We start from the raw sequence: 22920 nt of genomic DNA on the forward strand, positions 1-22920 counted from the left end.
TCGTTGTAGCTGTCGGCGCCTCGCATGCGGTCTTCGCGTCTCGGGATCAGGGTGGCTATATCGTGACGAATCGGTCGAGGTATTTCAACGGCCTGTTAGCTATCAGGCTGACATGCTACAGATGCTCGGCGCGGTAGACGACCAGGATGCCTATCTGCGCGTCACTGTGGAAACGAATCAGCCGCTCCTGCGCTTCGACGTCCGGCGCTATAACGGTGCGGTTCGATGGGATGACAAGGAAACGTTCGGGCTGACGAACCCGTCTGGTGGCACGCTGCAGTCGGAGGCTAACGTTGAGGCGATGCTCCTCACCGACCCGAAACAGGCTCGCGTCGAAATCGCCGAAATGACCAGCGAAGGAGCAGGTACTGGTCGGTTCCATATGCCACCAACGATGCGTCGCGATGGTCCGTGGCTCATCTATCCGGGACCCGAATCATCAACGCAGTTCCGACCTGTCCTCTACGTACCTGAACAATCGGCCAGCACAGTCGTACCAGCCGAAATCCGTTCGCTGCACACTGCGGCGCGGGTATTTCATCCCGTAAGGCAGCCAGATGTTATCAGCCGGCAGATTGCTGATATGGCAACGGACCTAGAACACAGCGGCTGGCAGTATCTCGCAGACCTTCGACAGCACTACCGTCATCTTCCCCTTTCCGTATTCGAATCCTGGCTCGCGCTGTCACGCAACCCGTCGGCCCTCGCGATTGCTGTATTCCGGCTTGAATTCGACGAGGTGTTCTGCGAACGCATTCGGGACGAACTTGCAGTGATATGGGAATGCATCCCGCTGCCGAGTTGGGCAATCGCCTATGCCCGGTTTCGCGAATGGCTCATGCGACAGGGTGTTCCAGAGGCCTTGCTGGGCAGCTTGCTGAAGAATCGCCAAGCCATGCTTCCGGCCGTGGTGTCAGGGTTCAAGGAGGTTGGCAACTATCTGGAGACGCATGACCCGACCAGCCTGCCCAAGCTTCCTATCGAAGTCATCCTGCCGGGCTGGTACCAACAGTTGCGCCAAACGCACGAGGGCAACAACCGTTGGCCAACTGACCTGGGCTTTCCGCTCAAGGAATGGATAAGGAAGCAGTCGCTTCCAAAACAGATAACCAACCTGTCGATGGTCGAATTTACTGATGCCGTCACCTTCCTGCCGATATTCATGGCGTATGTGACTGCCGGGATTGCACATATCGAAGAGCTCAGGGAGAGCCGTTCCTATGTGAAGTTTGCCATCAAGATGGTGTCCGACTTTGACAGGAGCAGCTGGTATACCCCGGTTCACGGGATGATGGTCTCCTATCTACTTGCATCAGCACCGGTCTGAGGAAGCGAATGAAGTACTTTACCAACCTGATTGAACAAAGTCTGAGTCGCACCCGGGAAGCTACGTTGAGCGTTCTCGGCATCAACGACGAGAATCTGCGACGCCATCTTGGCACGCAGATGAACAGCGAGCTTGGCTCCGACGGGTGCTTTCTGGCTCCGCCTGTTTTCGAGCACACCTTTGGATGGCAGGAAGCCGAGGAAACAACGCTGAATGACCTAAGGGGCAAGCTGCTGTCGGCAAGTCTGCTCGATACGCTCCAAAGCGCGGACGGCCCCTACCGCTTCGCACCGAATTCGCATCCCTACGTGCATCAGTTAAAAGCATGGGAAACGCTTCTGGCGCCCACTCCAAAATCCGCCGTCGTTACGAGTGGCACGGGCTCCGGAAAGACGGAATGCTTCATGGTGCCCATACTTGAGGACCTGGTCCGTGAGCGTGCAAAGATGGGGCAGCCACTCGTCGGCGTACACGCGCTTTTCCTCTACCCGCTCAACGCGCTTATCAATTCACAGCGCGAACGGCTCCACGCCTGGACGAAGCCGTTTGGCTCCGACATCCGCTTCTGCTTGTATAACGGCAAAACTGCGGAAAGCGCAAGCGAAGTGCGCAAGCTGCAGCACGAAAGGCCCAACGAGGTATTGTCGCGGGAGGAACTGCGCAGACAGCCGACGCCGGTGCTCATGACCAACGCAACCATGCTTGAGTACATGTTGGTTCGCCAGGTGGATGCACCCATTCTCGAGCTGTCACGGCAACACCAATCCCTACGCTGGATAGTCCTGGATGAAGCTCACACCTATGTCGGCTCCCAGGCTGCCGAACTAGCATTGCTTCTGCGACGCGTGGTGCAGGCTTTCGGAAAGCATCCCGAAGAAATCCGATTTGTTGCGACTTCGGCCACCATTGCCGACAGCAACGCAAATGAACGACTGCAACAGTATCTTGCAAGTCTGGCCGGGGTGCACCCCGAGCAGGTAGTCGTGGTGGGAGGCTCACGAAAGGTACCGGACGTCGGTAGCATGGGAACACCGGACCTGCGAAACTATGAAGCGGCGTGCTCAATTGACGCCGAACAGGAAGTTTCGGCCGCCCGCTTTTCCGTACTCGCCAATCATCCGGTGGCCAGCGCACTTCGCCATGGCATTGTCAGCAAAGGGCGTCCGCTTGACCTGAATGAACTCGTTGATATCGGCGACAATAGGCTGCAAGGCAAGACTTTGGCTGAACGACAACGGGAGGTGCTAGAGTGGCTCGACCTGATGAGCGGGACACGGCCCGCAGCCAACGAGCCACCGTTTATCAAGCTGCGCATTCATCTCTTTCAGCGCATGCTGCACGGCCTATGGGCCTGCATCGATGCCCGGTGCAGCGCCAAACCGACTGGGCTTGAAGCATGGCCGTTCGGCAATGTCTACGTCACGCAACGCTCTCGCTGTGACTGTCATGCGCCGGTCTTCGAGCTTGCTTTCTGTGACGAATGCAAGACCCCCCATTTGCTCGCTGAAGACCGGGGGGGGCAACTGCTGCAACGCAGTCCGTACGCAAGCGATGAGTTCTCGCTCAGCTACGAAAGCCCGGCCGAGGACGAACCGGATATCGACCTGTCATCCGGCCCTTCGCGGCGGCAGGCCGCCGAGAAGTTCGTCATCGCTGCGGCAGATACCCAACATGAACCGTATTTTCCGCTACAGGTCGACCTATCAACCCTCAATGTAGGCGCCCTCGCGTCACCGGATACTAGAGAACTTGTTGTTGCACCGGAATCGCTGGCGAGCTGCAGCAGGTGTGAAGCGAGTTTCACCGGTTCACATGGGCCGCTTCGCAAGGCCTATCTCGGCGCCCCGTTCTATGTTGCAAACGCAGTACCCACGGTCCTCGAATTCTGCCCCGACCCGACGCCAGAAGATTGCGAAGGAAAATCGCCCGAAGAGCTTCCGGGGCGAGGCCGGAAGCTCATTACGTTTACCGATAGCCGTCAAGGGACCGCCCGCATGGCAGTGCGCATGCAGCAGGAAGCGGAGCGCTCTCGGCTACGCGGACTCGTCTTTGAAATACTGCGTAACGCCCAGGCAAAGCTCGATTCAAAACCCAAAGATATTCCTACCGTCCGCTACGAAGCGCTCATCGAACAGGCGAAGCGCCTTCAGAGTATGGGGATGAACGACATGGCCGCACAGATGCTCCGGGCGGCAGAGGAAACGAAGTCCGGAGTGTCCACAAGTGGGACCAGCGAAATGTCTTGGTCCGACATGGTCACTGAACTCGCAACGTCAAAAGACATCGCGCTGTCGATTCGGGACTACAACAAGTACGCAAATCCTGAACTCTTCGACGGGCACGACGCCGCCGCACCGATGGCGCGGCTGCTGCTTGCCCGAGAATATGCGCGGCGCCCCAAGAATCAGAACAGCACTGAGACATTGGGTCTGATTCGCGTGAGCTATCGTGGGCTCGATAGCATTGCTTCGGCGCCAGCATTATGGTTTGACCGCAAAGCGGCTCCCCTCCCGGGTGAAACCACCTCCTCCAACCTGACTCTGCAAGACTGGAAGGATTTTCTCAAGGTAGCGCTCGACTTTCACGTCCGCGAAAATACGTTCATCCGCCTCGACCCCACGATGCAGCGATGGATGGGGGCACGATTCACGTCGAAGGTCCTCATACCGCCGAAGCGGGAGGCCGAGGAAAGCGCCACGCTCAAGAAATGGCCACAATTCAGGCAAGGCAGGGCTCATCGCCTCGTTAAATTGCTTGAGCTGGGATGTAACCTCGACCGGAGCCACCCCGATGACCAGGACATCATTAACCACTTCCTTGAGCAGGCGTGGACGGCTCTGGTAGGCGCAACGATACTCGAGCAGTTTGAAGGGGGCTACACACTCAACCTCAACACCTTGACCTTTTCGCTTCCCTCTATCGCCTGGGTGTGTCCGCTCACTCACCGCATGTTCGATACGGCGTTTCGCGCCCTGACGCCATACGTGCCGGACCGCTTTCGCGAAGGCGATTACCGCTGCCGGAAGGTGCAACTCCCCACCTTCTCGCTGCTATCCCCAGCCGGCGATGCCGAGGCTGCGCAGTCACAGGTTCGCCGACTCGTTGCGGAAAATCCACAAATCCAGCAATTGAGGTCACAAAACCTCTGGACTGACCTTTGTGACCGGACTGCCGAGGGCGGGTTCTACTATCGCACTGCGGAACATTCGGCGCAGCAATCCTCGACCCGGTTGGAAACCTATGAGGACATGTTCAAGCGCGGCAAAATCAACGTGCTGAACTGTTCCACCACAATGGAAATGGGGGTCGACATAGGGGGTATCTCGGCCGTCGTCATGAACAATGTCCCTCCGCATCCGGCCAACTACTTGCAGCGAGCCGGCCGAGCCGGCCGCCGAAACGAAGCCCGCTCAATTTCCTACACGCTATGCAAGGCGGACCCGCACAACCAGCGGGCGTTTCGGGAACCGAAGTGGCCGTTCATCACTGCAATTCCGGCACCCGGCATCACGCTCAGTTCGGAGCGAATCGTACAGCGGCACGTCAATTCTGCGCTGCTTGGTCGATTCCTGCGAACAATGGGCAACGCCGGAACGGACCGAACGAAACTCACGTTGAACTGGTTCTTTGGTGGCGAGACGTCCGCCTGTACGCGCTTCATCGACTGGATGCAAAGCAACCCCGAGGGCCTCGATGGCAGCATCGCGGATATTACGCGTGGAACCAGCTTGGCAGCGCGCTCGCTGACGTCAATCATCGACAATGCCGTGACGACCCTGCTGCCAATCCAGTCACGCTGGTGTTCCGAGCATCAAAAGCTGGTTGAGCTCCTGGCCTCCGCCGTCGACGAGCCTTACAAGAAGGCGCTCGGTTTTGAACTCAAACGTCATGAGGATGAGTACCTGCTGCGTGACCTGGCCGCGCGAGCCTTTTTGCCCGGTTACGGCTTTCCGACTGATGTCGTGAATCTGAATACCTATAACGTTGAAGATTTCAAGGAGCGTAGCCGCCAACGCGAAGAAAAGAGTCGTGAAGACAACATCTTCACGTCCAAGGAGCAACCCACACGTGGATTGAACATCGCGATTCGTGAGTACGCACCGGGCGCACAAATCGTGATTGACGGTCGGGTCTATCGCTCTGCGGGCATCGGGCTACATTGGCACTCCGGCGGCGCCAGGCATGAGGCGCAGAAGTTCGATATCGCGTGGCGGTGCGGCCATTGCGGGGCCGCCGGTATCACAGAAAACGCGTACTCCAACAGCGACAGCATTCGCTGTACGCGATGCGACCATCCCGTTCACGTCACTGACCGGAAGCTGGTCCTGCGACCGTCGGGCTTTGTCACGGACTTTTACGAGTCGACGACCAACGACATCAGTACACAGAAGTTCGTCAGGGTGGCCCCTCCCCGAATCCAGCTCGATGGGGAACTTCTCGCACTACCGGACAGCCGTTGCGGCTACCTGCATTTTGGCCACAATGGCAGCGTCTTTTACCACTCGTCCGGCGAGCATGAAAACGGATATGCCGTATGTCTGGCGTGCGGTCGAGCGGAATCGATGACGCACGACGGCGAAATTCCGCCGTCCCTCCGTCCGGATAAGTTCCATCGCCCGGTCGGCGGAGCAACGGGCAGCCAGCGGGATAAGACCTGCTCAGGCGCAGCAGTAAAGGCCAATATCCACCTCGGGTATCACACTGCGACGGACGTCCTCGAACTTGTCTTGCGGAGCCCAACAACCGGGGAGTGGCTTGGCGACTCACAGCAAGAAATTATCATCGCGACCACGCTGGCGGTGGCGTTGCGTGACGCTATTGCGGACGAAATTGGTGTCGCGAGCACGGAAATGGGCTTCGGAACTCGGCTCGACAGAGACACGGCAACCGGAAAAGTTAGGTCGGTAGTTCAGCTTTTCGATCAGGTAAGTGGTGGTGCGGGGTTTGTTTTGGCTGCATTGCCACAGGTGATACACCTGCTCACGCGCGCGGCCAACAAGCTGGACTGTCCGCGGGAGTGTGAGAATGTCTGTTCCGCGTGCCTCGCGAGCCGTGACAGCCGTGTTGAACAGGAGGAACTTGACCGGCGTGCAGCAAAGCAATGGCTCGATGACAACGAATTCCTGCGTCACCTTGAGCTGCCGGGAGAGTTTCAGAGCATCTCCGGCGCGACCTACTGTTCGTTTAGTCCCGAGCGCTTCATCCGCGAAGGTATTAACAGAGGTGCAACGGAAATTCAGTTGATGTTGAAAGGCGACCCCAGAGAGTGGGACCTTGACCATCCATCGTTCCGCGACAGGATACTGACGTGGAAAGTGAAGGATTCGCTTGAAGTTTACATTGTCGTGCCATCGGTAACGCTTCTTTCATCGGAGAACAGGCGCAGTCTGAGTTTCTTGGGCCGGCTCGGTGTGCATATTTGCGAGTACGACACTGCACGGAATGCATTGGGCATTCCTGCCATCGCGCAGGTTTGCAATGGCGAAACCACACGGACGCTCTTTACCAACGACGTGATGGCGGGTCTTCCTGGGGAAGACTGGCTACGGACGAGCGATAGCAGCATTTGGGTGTCCACCAGTCAGGTCAAGCCTCTGGACCTCACCCCGCTTGATTTGTCAGGCTGGTATACCGATGAGTCAGGTGTAACTGTTCTCGAGGTCGTGACTGAACTCAATGGACCGGTGTCGTCGTTGGTCTCGCGACTGCGCGAGCTAATCAGCGAAAAGGTACCTGCCCTTGCGAACCTGATAGAACACGACCGGGCAACCGAAGTGAGCTACAGCGACCGATATCTCAAATCACCATGGTCACTGTTGGTAGCGGGTGGATTCCTATCATTATTCAAGAATAGTGGGCTGCGCCATCTGGAAATCGCAACCCTGCGCCCTCAGCCCACCACCCAAGTCAGCAACAGCATCAAACATGACTGGGGGCGCTCGGAAGACATGATGGAACTGGTCAAGGCGTGGCTGCAAACTATGGTGTCGGTTGAACCCCAAGTCAGGATGGTCGAGAAGTCTTATGACCTGCAACACAGCCGAGTCATCTCCGTGTCTTGGGCTTCCGGCAGGAAGACGAAACTCATCTTGGACCAGGGGGTTGGCTACTGGCAACCGAAGGCGGCATATCGGGACCAGTTGTATTTCGATTTTAGCGGGAGCCTTGAGGCGCAGGCCAACAGCATGGTGGAACAGTACAAAATCACCAACATGACCAATGGTGGGACATGGCCGACCTTCCTGTCTATTGTCTCGGACTAGTGTAGCCGGAACCGTAGGTTGGATTTCGCGGTCAGGGAGCAATTCTGTGCTGGTTGCACTTGCAAAGACGGCGGTAGCCCCCATAATCGGGTACAGCAACCTTGTGCCTCGTGCTGAGTGGGCCGGACTCCGGTACCGCAAATTCGCATGGGTGCGCCGGCGCGCAGAACATTGTCGCCGGACGGGTCAGCCCTTTAATGGGCCCGCCCGCAGGAAGCAGCCCAAGCCCTGCAGTCGACCAGATGACCGTAGCTTCAGCCGTTTTGAGGTCGCATTGGACGGTCGGTAGACTTTGTTTTCAGGTTTGGGCGGCCTTGACGCTTCGCGGCGCTTGCCGGCTCGGGCAAAAACCCTAGAATTGGAGGCGAAGGTGGTGTTCCAAGGCGAAAGCAAAAACGTGCCAGCGTTTGGCGCGCGGTCGGCCGCATCGCGGCTGGTGTTGTATCCCTGTGCCTCGTGCTGAGTGGGCCGGACTCCGGTACCGCAAATTCGCATGGGTGCGCCGGCGCGCAGAACATTGTCGCCGGACGGGTCAGCCCTTTAATGGGCCCGCCCGCAGGAAGCTGACCTCTCGGGCTTGGGGCAAGCGAACCAATGCGGCCCCGTTCCCATCTACAACATGCGGAACATGGGCGCTTTGTACAGAAAGGTTTGTAATAAAAGGAACCTGCGAAGAGCGGCACTGACGGTACTGGCAAATGCTACATCGTCCACCTCGGAAAACACTCGAGACGAGGCTGAGAGGTTCAAGCAGGACCTCGAGCGAAACCTGACCGATATCCGCCGGCAACTTGCCGATTATCGCTTCGCGTTCGCGCCGGCGCGTGGTATCGCCATCAAGAAGCCAGGCAAAACGACTCGCCGCCCACTCGTCATCGCCCCGATTGAATCGAGAATCGTTCAAAGAACCATCCTGAACGTGTTGAGTGCGTTACCGCTTGTACGGTCAATCCACCGAATGTCGTACAACCTTGGCGGCGTGCTTGACGGAGGGGTTGCGAAAGCGATTGAACGAGCCTATCGCGCCGGCATTAAACACGCGTATTACGTCCGTACTGACATCAAGGACTTTTTTACTCAAGTCCCCCGGGAACAGTTGCTGGCACAAATCACCGACCAGACGGGGGACCCGGAATTCAATCGACTCCTTGTGAGCGCAACAGCCGTCGAACTAAGCAATCTCGCCGAGCTGAAGCAGCATGGAGACATCTTTCCGCTGGCTGAGCGTGGTGTTGCTCAGGGTTCTTGTTTGTCACCGCTGCTGTGCAACCTCTTTATGCACCAGATGGACGAAATGCTCAACACGATGCCGTTCGAGGCGGTTCGTTACATCGATGACGTCATAATCTTCGGCCCGAACAGAAGCCAGGTCAGAAAGGCGCTCAAGATGCTGAAGGAGCAGCTGGCGCAATATGGTCTTGACGCTTATGAGCCGCCAGCGCGGGGGGCGCAGCGCACTGGCACCGAAAAGGCAGCAGAAGGAGAAACGTCTCGCGGTTTTTCGTTTCTTGGATGTGATGTCACGACAGATGCCATTCGACCGGGGAAAAAAGCACGCTCGTCGCTCATCGAAAAGGTGCGCAAGCTCTATGCGACGGGCGTCGCGAGCCAGCGTCACTTGAAAGCCGTTTCGGGCGAACCGTTTTCCGCAAAGGACGACCCGACGCTGCTCTATACGCTATGGCGCGTTTCGAACACGGTGAGGGCCTGGGGTGGCGCCTTCTCGTTCTGCACTGACATGCGCGTGTTCCGCCATCTGGACGCGGAACTGAACGGCGAATATGTAGCTTTTCGCGACCACTGGAAGCGACGGGTGAAAGACTTGTCGCAAGCGGACCGGCAACGCCTCATCGGAGTGCAGCTGCTTGAGGACGTCAAGTTCGACCCGGGCTTCAAATCAATGGTGTCGTCGCGTGCCGGGACTCGACGGATGGAATCGACCAATGCAATGTCAGCGAACGGTGCAGCAAGGAATGCCGCCGGTGAGCATGGTCGCGGTGCTACAGTCGAAGGTCTGCTTTCGACTGACCGGCAAGACGATAAACGCCATCCCGCGTCGCTAAAGACGGAGCCTCTTGCGGGTGCCCAGGATAGCCGAGGTAACAACGCCTTGGACGCCTAGCAGCTCGGTGACCTCCTGGCCCCTGGATGCACCGGCTGCATCTTCATTACCGAGTGGAATGGACGGTTGGGTGGCCATGAGCGAAATGCCCGAAGCTGGCGAAAGCTGGAGGGTACCTCAGTGTATCGGTGGCAAAACACGGTGCGTTATTAACAATCCTGCTTGCTTTCTCCTTTCAGCTTAACTATGGCATGCCACATTGCGCGGCGGCTTGCGAAAGGCTTATGCTTTGATGCAGCCTGGTGCCAGGAACAATCGGTAGAGCGATGGGCAACCAGCCAGGGAATATCGCTCGCCTCATATCAACTATTCAGTCGACCTCGGGGAGCTCTTTGTCGTAGGCGCTAGGTTTCCACGTCTCGTGGAGATGGCCAGCGCAATTTCCTGCTCTATGGCCTCAGCGATGTCCCGTACGAGCGTGATGTTTGCGGTCTCTTGAGTCAATCCGGCACCCCGTTGTCGGTGATGTTCACGTCGCTCTTCACTATCGGCGCCCGTGTGCCGGGCACTGTAACTTGAACATTTAGATATTTGTTGTGCAATCGCGCATCGGTGCACACGTATTCTGCGCCCGCGATGGTACCTGAATAGACATGGACGCGGTATGTGATGGCTTCGACCGAGATGTCACGTGGGGCGTCGGACAAGTCGAATTCGAGTGCGGGAGTCGCGAGGAGGTCGAGCTGAGCCCGCTTGCTGTTATCTGGTGCGTGCGTCACGATGGCTTCGACAATGAGTTGCCTCCCCCCGCAGTCGGCTACGAAGTCTGGCTGGATACCATGTCGAACCTGCTATCGACGAGGTCTAGCTCGCTTTTGAGTGCGACTGCACGGTAGACTCTCCGACAAACAGTTTTGACTAGACGAAACTGCATAGTTTTTACCAGCGGGCAAAGACGCCAATTTTATAGATTTGAATCGGGGATAGTAATGGCAGGAAAGCTCTCAGATAAAGAACTGTTCCGTCAGCGCGTTCAATCGCTGCTGGCATCGCCGCCGGCATGGGTTTTCGAATGGCACCAGAGACTTGAGAACTTGCTCGTCGAATCGTGTGGCGCGGGTGAGGAAAGGCTCAAGAATCGGGATTTCTTGAAACGGCTCTTTGACGACACGACCGTTTCTGCGACAGGGCCAGGCAATGTCATTATGGCTCCGGCGCTCGACAATGAAGAGTTCGTTGACTGGTTTGCGGAAAATGCTTCTAAGCCACTCCCTGAGGATGACAGCCTGGCCGAAATTCGCCTAGACGAATTTCATGAGGAGGCAGCTTCACGACTGGTGAAGCTGTGCGGACGACGGCCAATGCTCAAGCTGAATCGAGCACTATGTGCGCTTTATCCATATCGTCTCACTACCCTTGCGGCAGGAGGGCCTCTGCGTGTCCTGTACAAAGAGACAGGCGGAGCCCGTGGGGAGTCGTTTGCCCACATGCATTTTGAGTTGCGTCGCCGAATTGACGAGGCGATTGGGAGTCGACCGGTCGACCTGAAGGACAACATCCGGCGGATGTGCTTGCCATGGTTACTCTTCGACGAAGTAAATAAAGAGTCGCCCAATGTGCCTCCGCCGAGCCACGCTGCCAGCGACGACAAACTCGAGCCGCTCCCGCCTGCATTGCGCAGAAAGGGCCTGACGGCAATCAAAGGATATTTCCAGACGCTGCTTGGATACCTTCCAGCTTTGGATGGTGACGGCCTCACCTACGACGAGTTTTGTGACGTTATCCGACAATCCAATCCCACGCTTGTTGAAAGCAGTGTTCGAACTGTTATCAATGTTGTGATGCGCGAATTCGACCTTTGTCGTCGCAACGGAGAGGTCTACCAACTGAGCGCTCGAGGTATTGACCTGCTCGAATCTCAGGACCCGCAAGAACTCGCCGACCAGCTCCTGACTAAGGTACTTGGTGTCGACTACACAATTCGAGAATTGTCTCATGCTCCGAAGTCGAAGGCGGAGCTGGTCGCGTTCCTGCAAACAGTCAATCCAGGCTGGACCACTGCATTTGCTCCGACTGCATTGTTGGGTTGGCTGGTCAGCCTCGAGGTTATTTCATATGCGCCATCGACTGGTTACTCGCTCACGGAGACGGGGCGCCGATGGGATGAACTAATCACCTGGGAACCGCCCAAGTTGCCCAAGGTGGGTGAGACGGTTGTCGAAATCCAGACCGACCTTGATAGCAAACTTGTACTGCCAGAGTGGGCAACGCTGAAGCTGCGCCTTGCGGACTCGGCAGCAGGGAAATTGCGTTGGGACAATGGCCTTGTTGAGCAGTTACACGCAGGACTGTGGTTTCATCCTGTTCGACATTTCGCTGTCATGGCCGGCCTCTCTGGTTCGGGGAAAACGCAGCTCGCTGTCAATTATGCGGATGCGTTGTGTGGGGAGCAGCCGATTGGACAGGAATCCGTGAAGGTTATCCCAATTCAACCTGGGTGGTTCGATACGAGTCCGCTGCTTGGCTACGTCCACCCGATTCAGCAGAATACCTATATCGGTACGCCGTTTCTTGACCTCATTCTGCGGGCAGCGGAGAACCCGACTACGCCTCACGTTGCGATTCTGGACGAAATGAACTTATCACATCCAGAACAATACCTTGCCCCAATTTTGTCGGCTATGGAGACGTTAGGTCTCATTGAACTTCATTCGATGGACGAGGAGGCTTGCGGCGTGCCCAATCAGATAAAGTATCCTGCGAATCTGGCACTTATTGGTACCGTCAACATGGACGAAACTACCCATGGATTGTCGGACAAAGTCCTCGACCGTGCATATACGTTGGAATTCTGGGATATCGATGTTGCGAAGTTCCCGGGATGGTCTGTTCTGGACAAGGTTGAACTGCGTCAGCAGGCGCAGACCATCCTGCAGGAGCTGATGGCGGAGCTCGCACCTATCCGTCTGCATTTCGGTTGGCGGACGATTGACGATGTCGTGAATTACCTCGCATTTTCAGCGGGTCTCGGGATTTCCGGAGACGTTGCGCTCGACGACGTCCTCTACGCGAAAGTGTTACCGAAACTCAGAGGGGAGAGTTCGGCGCGGTTCCTTAAGGCGATGGAGGGCGTGCGGAATGTCTGTATCAAACATGACCTGAAGCGCTGCAAGGTGAAGGTTGCGTCGATGATGCAGGACCTCACAGAAACCGGTTCAACCCGCTTTTGGCGATGAGCGCTCAGAATCCCCATCTCGTCGTTCTCGAGGCAAATGGATTGCTTCGCGAGCTTGGGCGCGTCCAGGTCGGCGGCTTGTTGCGCGGATTGCGGGAGGATAGTCAGTACCAGCTCGCGATTGAGGATGCCGGAATCCGAAGCCTTTACATTGACGACGTTCCTCTGGTTCAGGAGTCTCCGGGGAAATTCAGTTGGTCTCCGGGCTTCTTCGCCGGTCGTGTCGAAGTCGTAGCCACTGGTGCGTCGGGCATCGAGTCTTTGTTTTTCCTAGAAGTTTCTCCGGCTACCCACAAGGTAAGCGATGAGCAGTTCGGCTCGATGATTGCCGCGATTCGAGCATTCGACGAGCAATTCCTCTTGGGAAATGCTTCGTCTTGTCTCAGCTTTGGGCGAAACGGAACAGGTGGGCGGTTCGACATGCATGTGCGTTGGGAGCGCATGAGAAAGCACGGGTCTAGCTTTCTGGAATGTGTCGCTGCGATTGTGCGGACTCCGCATGCGAACCTGAAACCAGTCACAAACGCGCTGCCGTTGGCCCGAGTCAAGCGGTTGCCCACGCAAGCAATGAGGGACCGGCGCATCATTGCGCTTGCGGCAGGGCAAGTATCCGAAGGTGAGTCCGTCGAAACAATCCAGGTGCAGGTCCAAGTTCCCACTGTGACAGTAGATACACCTGCGAATCGGGCACTGTGTGCGCTTCTCAATCGCTTCCGCCAGTCGCTGCTTGAGCTTAAGGCCTGGGTTGAGTCGGACGATGGAGAATTGTCCAAGTCGGATGCCATCGCCAGGCGCAACCGCAGGTTAGGCATATTGCGCACGCTCGAATCCGAGGCGCGACGGCTTTTTTCCGTCTATCCGTTCAAGGGTGTAAGCAAGGCTGAAACCACGTCTGCTGGACTGACGCAGATATCGGCCAATCCACTCTACGCTCGAGCGTATCGTACGGGTACAGATACACTTCGCGTCGGGACGCGGCAGGACGCATCGCATGAATTTCTACATGTTGGTCCGTCTTGGGGGGTGTACGAGACTTGGTGTTATGTCGAAATCGTCGATTCGCTGACACAGGCGCTTGGTACCCGATTTTCTATAGGACAATCGGTGTATGCCAATGCTGACGTGGCAATGCACGCGACTTTGCCCGATGGACGGCGAGTCGAACTCTTGTTTCAGGCGACTTTCCCATCCGTTGGACTTGAAAGTAAGAAGTCCGGATGGAGTTTGTCGCGTGAGCGTCGCCCGGATATCACTGTCGTCGTGATTGATGAGAGTGGACCGCAAACTTTCATCTTCGACTCGAAGTATCGTAGTGGAAGAGCAAATGTCCTAGATGCGATGGCGTCGGCGCACATTTACCACGACGCCCTATATCTAGGCGGGCGCCGCCCGGATTATTGCTTGTTGCTTTTGCCCGCGGACGCCGGTGTAGCAAGCTTGACCTATCGCGAGACCTGGCAGAAATACGGCGTTGGCACGATAAGCGAGTTTTCAGTTGGCGGTGAAGGCGTGAGCAGATGCGTCCAAGCAATCACCGAATGGTTGCAGGCTGTTGAGCGGCCTTTCACCATCACCATCGAGTCAAAAGAGGAAACGGTGAAATAAGGAACCGAATGACCGTGAAGCAGAAGCGATGCGCGAAGCGGATGGCTATGCCGGGGGCGATGTTCACACTGACCAGTCCATTGATTATTTTGTGCCGGTCAATCCTCTGCCGCCAATTCCCTTTGAGTTGGGCTGGAGTGGAGCAAAAGTCGTTAAAGGCGAGTACGGAGGGCAAGAGACTTGGCAACTGACGAGTTTGAGCGCGGTCATCTGCTCAGACGGCGACTGCGAGAGCATGCGTTAAAGAATTCGCGGCCTCGACCGATAACCCGTATGGACGGCATGTCAATCCGATACAGATAACGGCAATGTCACGAGGAACGTGTGACAGGCGGGAACCCGAGGTGTAAATGACACAAGACTTCCAGAAAATTATCGAAGATGCGTTGAAAACCGCGAAAGCGAAGGTAGGTCATGCCAACGTGCTGATAGCAGGCAAGACCGGCGTCGGAAAAAGCACGCTGGTCAACGCCGTGTTCCAGGGGAACTTGGCGAAGACGGGCATTGGCCAACCGGTCACGCAAAATACCCGCGAATACACCAAGGCCGGCATCCCCCTGACCATCATCGATACGAAGGGAATCGAGGTGGCCGACTATGAAAACACGAAGAAGCAACTGGAAGAAGCGATTCGCGAACGCAACGGCTCGGACGACGCCAGGCGGCATGTGCATGTCGCTTGGATTTGCATTGCCGAGGACTCGCGACGTGTCGAGCAGGCCGAGGCAGACCTGCTGGAACTGTTGGCCCGGTACCGTATCCCCACGGTCGCTGTCATTACCAAGGCGCGGTCGAATAACGGCTTTGACAAGGAAGTGGAGCGGCTGCTGCCTGCGAGCAAGCAGGTCGTGAGGGTCAGGGCAATCCGGGAGACGCTTGATGAGGGCCATGAGCTGCCACCCGTGGGTCTCAAGGAACTGGTGGAGGTCACCTCTCAGCTTTTTCCTGAGGGTCAAGCAAACGCGTTTGTGGCGGCCCAGAAGGTCGATTTGTCGAAAAAGACCGAACGAAGTCACCTTGCAGTGGGAGCGGCCGCACTATCGGCCGCTGGCATTGGCGCCATCCCCATTCCATTTTCCGATGCGATTGGTATCGTGCCGGTTCAGGTCACGATGATTGCCACGATTTCTGCCATCTTCGGACTGAACCTGAGCGAGGGTTTCATCGGCACCCTAGTGGGCTCTTCCATGAGCGCCATTGGTGGCACTCTCGCGGGCCGGGCCGCCGTGGGGGCTCTGCTGAAGCTGATACCCGGCGTAGGCAGCGTGGTCGGAGGCGCCATTTCGGGGACCACGGCGGCAGCGCTCACCACCGCATTTGGCGAGGCGTATATCTACGCGCTGTGCACCCTGCTGGAAAAACGGTCCATCGAGGACCTCACGGCGAAGGAAGTGGCAGACGCGTTCGTAAATCGTCTCAAAAGGTCCCAATAGCCAGGCAACCCGAAATCGGCCAGCGCCTGCACGCGTGCGATACCGGCAGAACGTGTGATGACCGGGAGGGGCGATTTCCTGCTCTCGCGCGGCGCTGTTCTAGCCGCGCGGCACGCTCGCCCTGAGTCCTGTCAGCACAGTGAGCAGCGCGCCGGTATCGACAGCCGGCCCTTCTTCGAGCTGTCCCAAGATGAGTGCATCGACGTTCATGGCGTCGGTGGCGTCGAGCAGGCTAAGCTACGCACGTAGCTCGTTGCATTCGGACCAATTGTCGGAGCGCCCGAAGGTCGAGTGCCGGCGGGCTCGAACCGGAATCCGTCTTGGGCGATACAGGAGACATGGTTTCGATATTCTTCTCAGGTTGGGCGGCAACAAGGGGACCGTTTCCAGCCAATCCAGAAATTCCGGTCTCACCAGCCGAGCAGCGCCTGCAAACGTCGCATGAGCCATGCGAGTTCGCCGGGTGATGCCCACGCCTTGCGAGCAACCGACACCCGGACGCGCTCGAGCGTCTCTTGCTGTGAGTGCCGTGGATGCAACTGCGCGTCTTTCCTCGCCACGGAATTCAACTGTCTTGCGAGGTCTTCGCAGGTGAGCCAGCGTTCGTGGCGCTCGTCGGCCGTTTGTCCGCAACATAGATGCCATGTGACAACCTGGCGCACACCTTCGGTTGGGTGCCAGAAAGGACTGCAGGCGTTGACTTGCGGGGAAATCCTTCGGGCACGTCTGACCTGCCCCCTGCAAACAGGGCCAGCCGGAGTCTAGTAAAGTTCGTTTTCGGAGAAGAAGACGAACATGAAGAAGCGCTTTACGGAACAGCAAATCATCGGGTTTCTGAAGGAAGCCGAGGCCGGCATGCCGGTCAAGGAACTGTGCAGGAAGCACGGGTTCAGTGATGCGCCGTTCTACACTTGGCGTGCGAAGTTCGGTGGCATGGAAGTCTCGGAAGCCCGCCGGCTCAAGGACCTCGAGGTGGAGAATGCCCGGCTGAAGAAGCTGCTGGCCGAAGCAATGCTCGATATGGAAGCGTTGAAGGTCGTCGTCAAGGGAAAGCCCTGAGCCCGCAAGCCAAACGCGAAGCAGTATCGGCGATTCGGGAGAAGGTCAACATCTCCGAGCGCCGCGCCTGCCGGCTTGTCGGGCTTTCTCGCAGCGTGCTGCATTACGACGCGAAGCCAGACCACGAGAATGAGGTGCTAGCGGCGCGTCTGGTGGAGTTGGCACACGAACGTCGTCGATTCGGCTAGCCCTTCACGCTGAAACGGCTTCAAGCGAGCCAACGTACGATTTCGCATTCGCTTGTGAGTCGTGATGGGCGCTGCTTGCCGAGACCGTCGTTATCAACGGACACCTTTGCTCGTCTCAGAGCAATGCGACCAACTGTCAAAGCCGGCTTACAAGGAGTTGCATGACCGTAGTCATTCCCAGATTGTTGACCGCCCCAGCAGTGGTCCTTATTGTTCGTCCGAGGGATAGCCAGAACGCCGAAGTTCTGGCGGAGCTACTTGTCGAGCGTCGCGAAGAGGACCCATTCGATGGGAGAGGTGGTTCGCAGGACCGGAAGCTAACGCTAAGGTATATTTTGGTAGGTGGATGCCACCTCAGCCCTCATGTGCGCAAAGGGACATTCCACGCTTCCTACGACTCGGGGATGAAGACGGTTTCACTGACGTCACACACGCTCTATAACGGCGCGGTCGACTTGACGCTACCGGGTCTCGAAGGTAACGGTATAGGTACCTACCTGATGAATGTCATCGTCTCTTGGGCCAAGCAGTTCTCAACTGACACCATGGTCAATACCATCACGCTCCTTTCGGTTCAGGCTGTCGGTGACAACAAGGAGCGGCGCAATATATTTTACGAGCAATTCGGCATCGTATTTGACTATAACGACCCCACGACCCGAGCGGCAGGGAAGTCGCGGGACATGATGACGAGTGCCCTCGTTCCTCGTGAAAAGTGGAGCAGTAACATCGTGGAACAGGACGTTGCGGAATATGTGCGAGAGCGCAATCTCGCATGTAAAAAGGCTGAGGAGCGCGCACGACTCGCCGATGAGGAAGTCGAGCGCCTCCGTCGTGTGCTTACGGAAGAACGAATCGGGATGGCGAAGTCCTGCCGCAAGCGGGTCAGACAACTCGCGGTTCGTTTCATTTTGGGTGCGGCGGTTGCCGGCATGGCGGTCGCATGGGTTACATCGCAGGCTTTCTTCTAAACGGGTGCTTCGCCGGCGGAAGTAAAGCGATTTCAATATCGACGTCGGCCGTTGAGGGAGCACTACAGATGTAGCTCGCCGCAGCGGCGTACTTCAAAGGCGAAGGCGGGAACCCGGTCACTGGGGTGGCGTGACTTACGATGCAATGTCCAAGAGCAAGAGAATGAAAGACGATTCGACCATACAAGAAGTTGTTGAACAGATTCCCAACGGGGTTCATCTTTATCGGATTCGAGAAGCCTTGGAAAGCGGCCATGCAGCCGTGATGGTCGGAGCCGGCTTTAGCCGCAATGCGGAGCACGGGAACCGGCTGCCAACGTGGTCCCTGCTGATGGATGCTCTCCTTGCAGACCTCTATCCATCGGTTGACGCGAGACGTATGGCTGCCGAGCGATTTGGTGGAATTAGCGGCATGCTTCGATTGGCGGAAGAATACGCAGTCGCGCGAGGGCGAGCGCAACTGGACGCACGACTCCATCAACTGCTGCCGGACGCGGGCGTCATCAATCCGGGACGACTTCATACCAAGCTTCTGTCATTGCCGTGGGCCGACGTCTACACGACGAACTATGACACGCTGTTGGAGCGAGCGCTCGACCAGGACCGGGGCGAGTTCATTCCGGAAATCAAGCAGCGATATCAAGTAGTGGTTGCCGCCCAAGAAGTGCCCTTTTCAAAGAGCAATGGGAGGCCGCGTGTCGTCAAATTGCACGGCAGTCTGCGCAGCGGCTCCCCGTTAATTCTGACAGAGGAAGACTACCGGTGCTACCCGAGTCGGTTCGCTCCATTCATGAATACCGTTCAGCAGGCTATGCTGGAAAACGTATTCTGTCTCATCGGATTCTCGGGAGACGACCCGAACTTTCTTCAGTGGACCGGGTGGGTCAGAGACCGACTCGGCGCGCAGACGCCACCAATCTACCTCATCACCGTCGGTGCGGTTCCGGACGGGCAGCGGCTCATTCTTGAGCGGCGCAACATCTTCCCGATACCCATCGAAGAACTTGGCAAGAAGGAAGGGCAGATAGACTATGCTCAGGCGTTTGAGAAGCTCTTTGAATTTTGGACTCCAACGGTTGCCCCTCGTCGGGCACTTTGGCCGTATGACTACCCTCCCACGCCAAAAAGGATGAATTTCGGCAGCCAGGAGTTGCTTGCGTGGGCTCGATTCTCCAAGTCGAATAGAGAACAATATCCGGGTTGGCTTGTCGCCCCCGAACGCAACAGAGAACGCATTAGTCTATGGTCCGGCTTACCGACCACAACGATGAGCTACCGTAAATTGGCAAGCGAATTGTCGCCGACATTCCGGCTTGTTCTTTTGTTCGAGGTCACATGGATACTCAGTGTCGCCCTTGAAGACGTCGACGAACTGCGCGCTGCTGACATTGAGCAAGCACTAGAAGCGAAGCGGACTGCCGACAGCGCGTCTGGAAGCGTCGGCGGAGTTGAGGACAAAGATTTTGAGCCTTGGGGAGACGAGGTCGAATTTATTCGAGGCAATCTTACGGTAGCTTTAATGAGGAGCGCGAGACAGCGCGGTGACATCGAAAAATTCAAAAAATGGCAATGCGAGCTTGAGAGCTTACCTGCGCGCGCGAGGAATCCAGAGATGGAATGCCAAGCATTCTACGAGGAGGTCCTGTTTTATATCGAGCGACTGGACCCCGAGCAGGCGATGCTGTCCCTCAAGAAACTCGAGGTCAGCGCTAAACGTGCGGACTTGTACTGGAGGATTCGAGTCGGAGCAATTTTTGGAGAACTCGGTGTAATTCGGCGCGGACGAGAAATCGTTCGGAATGGCCTACATCAAATCCGAGAGGCTATACAGGCACAAGGAGAAACGCTGCCCCTAGTGTCTCGAGAGCATTGGGCTGAGCGTGTATTAGACGCAATGTCGGCCGCTGTCTATGCCGCAGAACAAGAATCCGCAGGCAAAGCTGCGATGGGACCACCGCCGAAGCGAGGCAAGGAGCAACACACCCTAACACCGGATGTGACGCTGCACGACTTGATTCTCCGAGAGGAAGTCGATTCGACAAGGCGAGAAAGCGAAGAGACCATTTATCGTGACGAGAATGCGCGGGACCATATTGAGCATCCCAATATGCAACTGGACCGTCTCTCCTGCGAAATTGAAAGAACGGCGAAAGTACTCGAGGAGCTAACCGTCAAATTCGACTCGCGGGTTGTTGCTGAAAATCGATGGAGCGTGCCGCTCGGCCGCGACGCTGTGTTGGCCGCGAGAGCGTACGTTCGTCTGACGGAGGAAGTAGGCTATGTGCCGGCTGTGGGCCCCGTATCGCTATCCGGCGGGCATCTCGTCTCGAGTTTCAGAATCCTATCGTTCGTATCTCCCATATCGGCGTGTCTCCGAATTCTCACTCGCGCCAATGGCGGAAGTGTATATACATCGCTGGAGCCGCTAACGCGCGCACAAGTCGCACGCTTGAGCGAGGAGCGTGCGATGCAGCTGTACCAACTTTCGATTCGAGGGGTAAATGCGTGCATGAATCGCTCGTCGAGAGACTGGGACCGGCGAACCGAGACTTCAATTCGATTTTATTTGGAACTAGCGTCAAGGTTGCTGTTGAGGTTAGGTAGTGCAGATGCCGACAGTGCCATCCAGCATGCGATGGGGTGGCATGCTAACGAAGCGCTTCGCGAGAACACGAGCTTGCATAGAGCATTCGCAATCTTTTTCAAGCGCGTGGTGCAACTGTTGGAGCCAGTAGTGCTGCGAAAACGTAGTCTTGACTTGCTCAAGCTAAACCCTGACTCGGCTCTACTGAAGCGATTCCGCGATTGGCCGACTGCCGTTGAATCTCTTCCTTATGAAGTGAGTGGCGTGTCAGCAGAGCCGGGATGCGCCGAGGCGGTCGATGTTGTCCTAGACCAATCTCGTCAGGCAGAAGCGGAAGATGAAGATGCGAAAGCCTTCCATTTGGAGCGATTAGACTGGCTTTGGCGCAATGGCGCGATGTCGGCGGACCAGGAACGAGCGTTCGCCGAATTCGTGTGGAGGAACATCCCACACGATGCTCTCCCGAGCTACGCGGGCTTCTATCGTGGCGCTGTGTTGGTGTGGCCTTCGGTCCCAGGAGTGGACGTTGAATCGCTATTCAGGAAATGGCTGATAGACGAACCATTTTCGAACCTCGTCACACACGCTCAGGACTTGGACGGCAAACCGCAGCAGTCAATCGGAAGTACGTCGGAAGCGCTTCTTGGAAACATCCTTCTGACCGGAAATCGACTCGTTCGATTCGCGTGGTCATCCAATGACGCTTCGGCCATGCTGGCGAAGCTGAGGGCGTGGTGGGAAACGGAGGGGCGAGCCTTGACCGACAAATACGCAGGAAAACCGAACGAACGGTTTGGCGCACAGATAGTCGTTAATCGATTGACGCTCATAGCACACGTTGTACATCGAATTCTCGTCCCAAATCTGTCTAAGACCGGAGCAAACGCATCGGACTTATCTCGTTGGCTTGCCGAGATGTGGTCCGCTGGGTTGCGGTTAGGAAAAACTCTCGTCCCCCTCCTGTTCACCGGACTGTCGTGGTGGCCGGAGCGCGAGGACGTCGTCATTCAGTTGACGGCCAATGCCGTTCGGCATGGAGAAGATGCGCAGGCAGTCAGTTTCGGATTCAACGCTGCGGGGTTTTGGTTGCTGCGCCTTTCGTTGCCAACAAACGGTTCGCGAAGCTACGTCGCGTTTCTAGTTGAGGCCTTGGCGTGGCGAAGACGACCGCAGACGCCACTCGCTCTCGAGCATATTGCAGAGCTCCTTCGGCTTGGAGCCGCTGTACATTTTCAACAACAGGCACATCGACTTGCTGCTGAGCTTCTGAGTTTGATGTTGCATTTCTCCGACTGCGAACCGGGCGACGATATTGTGGAATTCGAATGTCGTCCGAGAATGCGACAGGCGGCTGCAGTTTGTTTGGCGGCACTGGGCCGACAGTTTTCGCACGTCAGAGAAAGCGAAACCTGGAAGCAAGCGATGACTCTCGTGTGCACAGATGCATTGCGCGATGTCCGCATTTCCGGTCAGCCATTCGTTGAGGAATTTGAGCAGCTGCAACCGGCCCAGTCTTGATGTTTGTGTTTGTTTGCCCCCTTGTGCGGGGGCGTAGCCTCAGCATAGGGGACGGCGAAGACGCCCGCCAGCTCACGTCCGGAGGTCGCAATTTCGATGGGGAACGATGGTGCATTTGTGGAGTATGGTGTGAGTCAGCGTAAACACCGTTTTGTCATGGTGGGCGTTTCGCGAATTTCTTCCAGACCTGAAGGCTGCGGGCGTCCGATATAAATGGGGTTGCCCTGAGGTTTATGCTCAGAGCTGTGGTCGGCCTGCTTTTGCAAGCCTCTCTGGAGCTATACGGTTGCATTCATTACCGATGGCCTGAGTATGAACCGAACGTACCTAAAAGTCTGTGCCGCTGAGCTGAAATTAGCTCACGATGGCGCTGGATGTCCAATCTCTGGATTGTACGAGCTGACGGTGTATTTTCGTAACAACGGGGAGCCTCATAGGATTTGGCGAGTTCATGTACCTGAAGCCCTGCATTCATTGCTTTCACATGGCACCGTTTGTGGTGTCGTGATTGAAACCCTCGAATTGGGAAGCTTTGCTTCCCGATTCCTGCCACATTCGCCGACGCACGTGGTGCTCGCGTTGGCGACCGCGCCTGGGGACTTTCACTATGCGGAAATCCCAGCATTAGTTCGCCTGCGGGCGGGGGCCATGGCAATTGGCTACGCTGCCATCCTC

General features: G+C 56.7%; 10 protein-coding genes and 1 pseudogene. 10 read left to right on the forward strand and 1 reads right to left on the reverse strand.

Annotation, left to right across the window (positions count from 1 at the left end):
* From FB600_RS33825 to FB600_RS33835, 3 genes are all read left to right on the forward strand, one after another.
* The coding region (locus tag FB600_RS33825; RefSeq protein WP_222432929.1) for an STY4851/ECs_5259 family protein at nucleotides 1–1327 on the forward strand (1327 nt) is incomplete at its 5' end.
* An 8-nt stretch (nucleotides 1328–1335) separates the two neighbouring features.
* Complete coding sequence (locus FB600_RS33830) at nucleotides 1336–7590, forward strand: DEAD/DEAH box helicase (RefSeq protein WP_145758054.1); 6255 nt, start codon at nucleotides 1336–1338, stop codon at nucleotides 7588–7590.
* A 628-nt stretch (nucleotides 7591–8218) separates the two neighbouring features.
* The gene (locus tag FB600_RS33835; RefSeq protein ID WP_186467893.1) at nucleotides 8219–9712 is read left to right on the forward strand and encodes a reverse transcriptase domain-containing protein; all 1494 of its coding nucleotides are present in this window, start codon (nucleotides 8219–8221) and stop codon (nucleotides 9710–9712) included.
* 440 nt (nucleotides 9713–10152) lie between these two features.
* On the opposite strand, the gene FB600_RS33840 is transcribed toward FB600_RS33835, so the two are convergent.
* On the reverse strand, nucleotides 10153–10431 hold the full coding sequence (locus tag FB600_RS33840; protein WP_145758056.1) for a hypothetical protein: 279 nt from the start codon (nucleotides 10429–10431) through the stop codon (nucleotides 10153–10155).
* A gap of 210 nt (nucleotides 10432–10641) precedes the next feature.
* Between FB600_RS33840 and FB600_RS33845 the strand changes: the two genes are divergently transcribed.
* The 7 genes and pseudogenes from FB600_RS33845 (at nucleotide 10642) to FB600_RS33880 (ending at nucleotide 22245) form a co-directional block, all read left to right on the forward strand.
* Nucleotides 10642–12888: an McrB family protein gene (locus FB600_RS33845; RefSeq protein ID WP_145758057.1), complete on the forward strand. Its 2247-nt coding sequence runs from the start codon at nucleotides 10642–10644 to the stop codon at nucleotides 12886–12888.
* Complete coding sequence (locus tag FB600_RS33850; protein ID WP_081071049.1) at nucleotides 12885–14492, forward strand: DUF2357 domain-containing protein; 1608 nt, start codon at nucleotides 12885–12887, stop codon at nucleotides 14490–14492. The genes FB600_RS33845 and FB600_RS33850 overlap by 4 nt, the downstream gene beginning before the upstream one ends.
* Nucleotides 14493–14520: 28 nt before the next feature.
* Nucleotides 14521–14736 (forward strand): hypothetical protein, encoded by a 216-nt coding sequence (locus tag FB600_RS33855; protein ID WP_145758058.1) that lies wholly within the window; start codon nucleotides 14521–14523, stop codon nucleotides 14734–14736.
* 106 nt (nucleotides 14737–14842) lie between these two features.
* The gene (locus FB600_RS33860) at nucleotides 14843–15925 is read left to right on the forward strand and encodes a YcjF family protein (RefSeq protein WP_060091853.1); all 1083 of its coding nucleotides are present in this window, start codon (nucleotides 14843–14845) and stop codon (nucleotides 15923–15925) included.
* 795 nt (nucleotides 15926–16720) lie between these two features.
* Nucleotides 16721–17169 (forward strand): annotated as a pseudogene (locus FB600_RS33870) (IS3-like element IS407 family transposase); the annotation flags it as partial.
* Between the two features lie 164 nt (nucleotides 17170–17333).
* The gene (locus tag FB600_RS33875; RefSeq protein WP_145758059.1) at nucleotides 17334–18143 is read left to right on the forward strand and encodes a hypothetical protein; all 810 of its coding nucleotides are present in this window, start codon (nucleotides 17334–17336) and stop codon (nucleotides 18141–18143) included.
* Nucleotides 18144–18306: 163 nt separating this feature from the next.
* Entirely contained in the window at nucleotides 18307–22245 is a 3939-nt protein-coding gene (locus FB600_RS33880) for an SIR2 family NAD-dependent protein deacylase (RefSeq protein ID WP_186467894.1), read from the forward strand.
* The last annotated feature ends 675 nt before the right edge of the window (nucleotides 22246–22920 follow it).

Source organism: Burkholderia sp. SJZ089 (assembly GCF_007828315.1).
In the GTDB taxonomy this organism is placed as follows: Bacteria; Pseudomonadota; Gammaproteobacteria; order Burkholderiales; family Burkholderiaceae; genus Burkholderia; species Burkholderia gladioli.

Excerpts from the sequence above, each read along its gene's own strand:
- FB600_RS33875 (WP_145758059.1), top strand. The coding sequence starts at position 17,334 with ATGACCGTAGTCATTCCCAGATTGTTGACCGCCCCAGCAGTGGTCCTT.
- FB600_RS33830 (WP_145758054.1), top strand. The coding sequence starts at position 1,336 with ATGAAGTACTTTACCAACCTGATTGAACAAAGTCTGAGTCGCACCCGG.
- FB600_RS33880 (WP_186467894.1), top strand. The coding sequence starts at position 18,307 with ATGAAAGACGATTCGACCATACAAGAAGTTGTTGAACAGATTCCCAAC.
- FB600_RS33860 (WP_060091853.1), top strand. The coding sequence starts at position 14,843 with ATGACACAAGACTTCCAGAAAATTATCGAAGATGCGTTGAAAACCGCG.
- FB600_RS33845 (WP_145758057.1), top strand. The coding sequence starts at position 10,642 with ATGGCAGGAAAGCTCTCAGATAAAGAACTGTTCCGTCAGCGCGTTCAA.
- FB600_RS33835 (WP_186467893.1), top strand. The coding sequence starts at position 8,219 with ATGGGCGCTTTGTACAGAAAGGTTTGTAATAAAAGGAACCTGCGAAGA.
- FB600_RS33850 (WP_081071049.1), top strand. The coding sequence starts at position 12,885 with ATGAGCGCTCAGAATCCCCATCTCGTCGTTCTCGAGGCAAATGGATTG.
- FB600_RS33855 (WP_145758058.1), top strand. The coding sequence starts at position 14,521 with ATGCGCGAAGCGGATGGCTATGCCGGGGGCGATGTTCACACTGACCAG.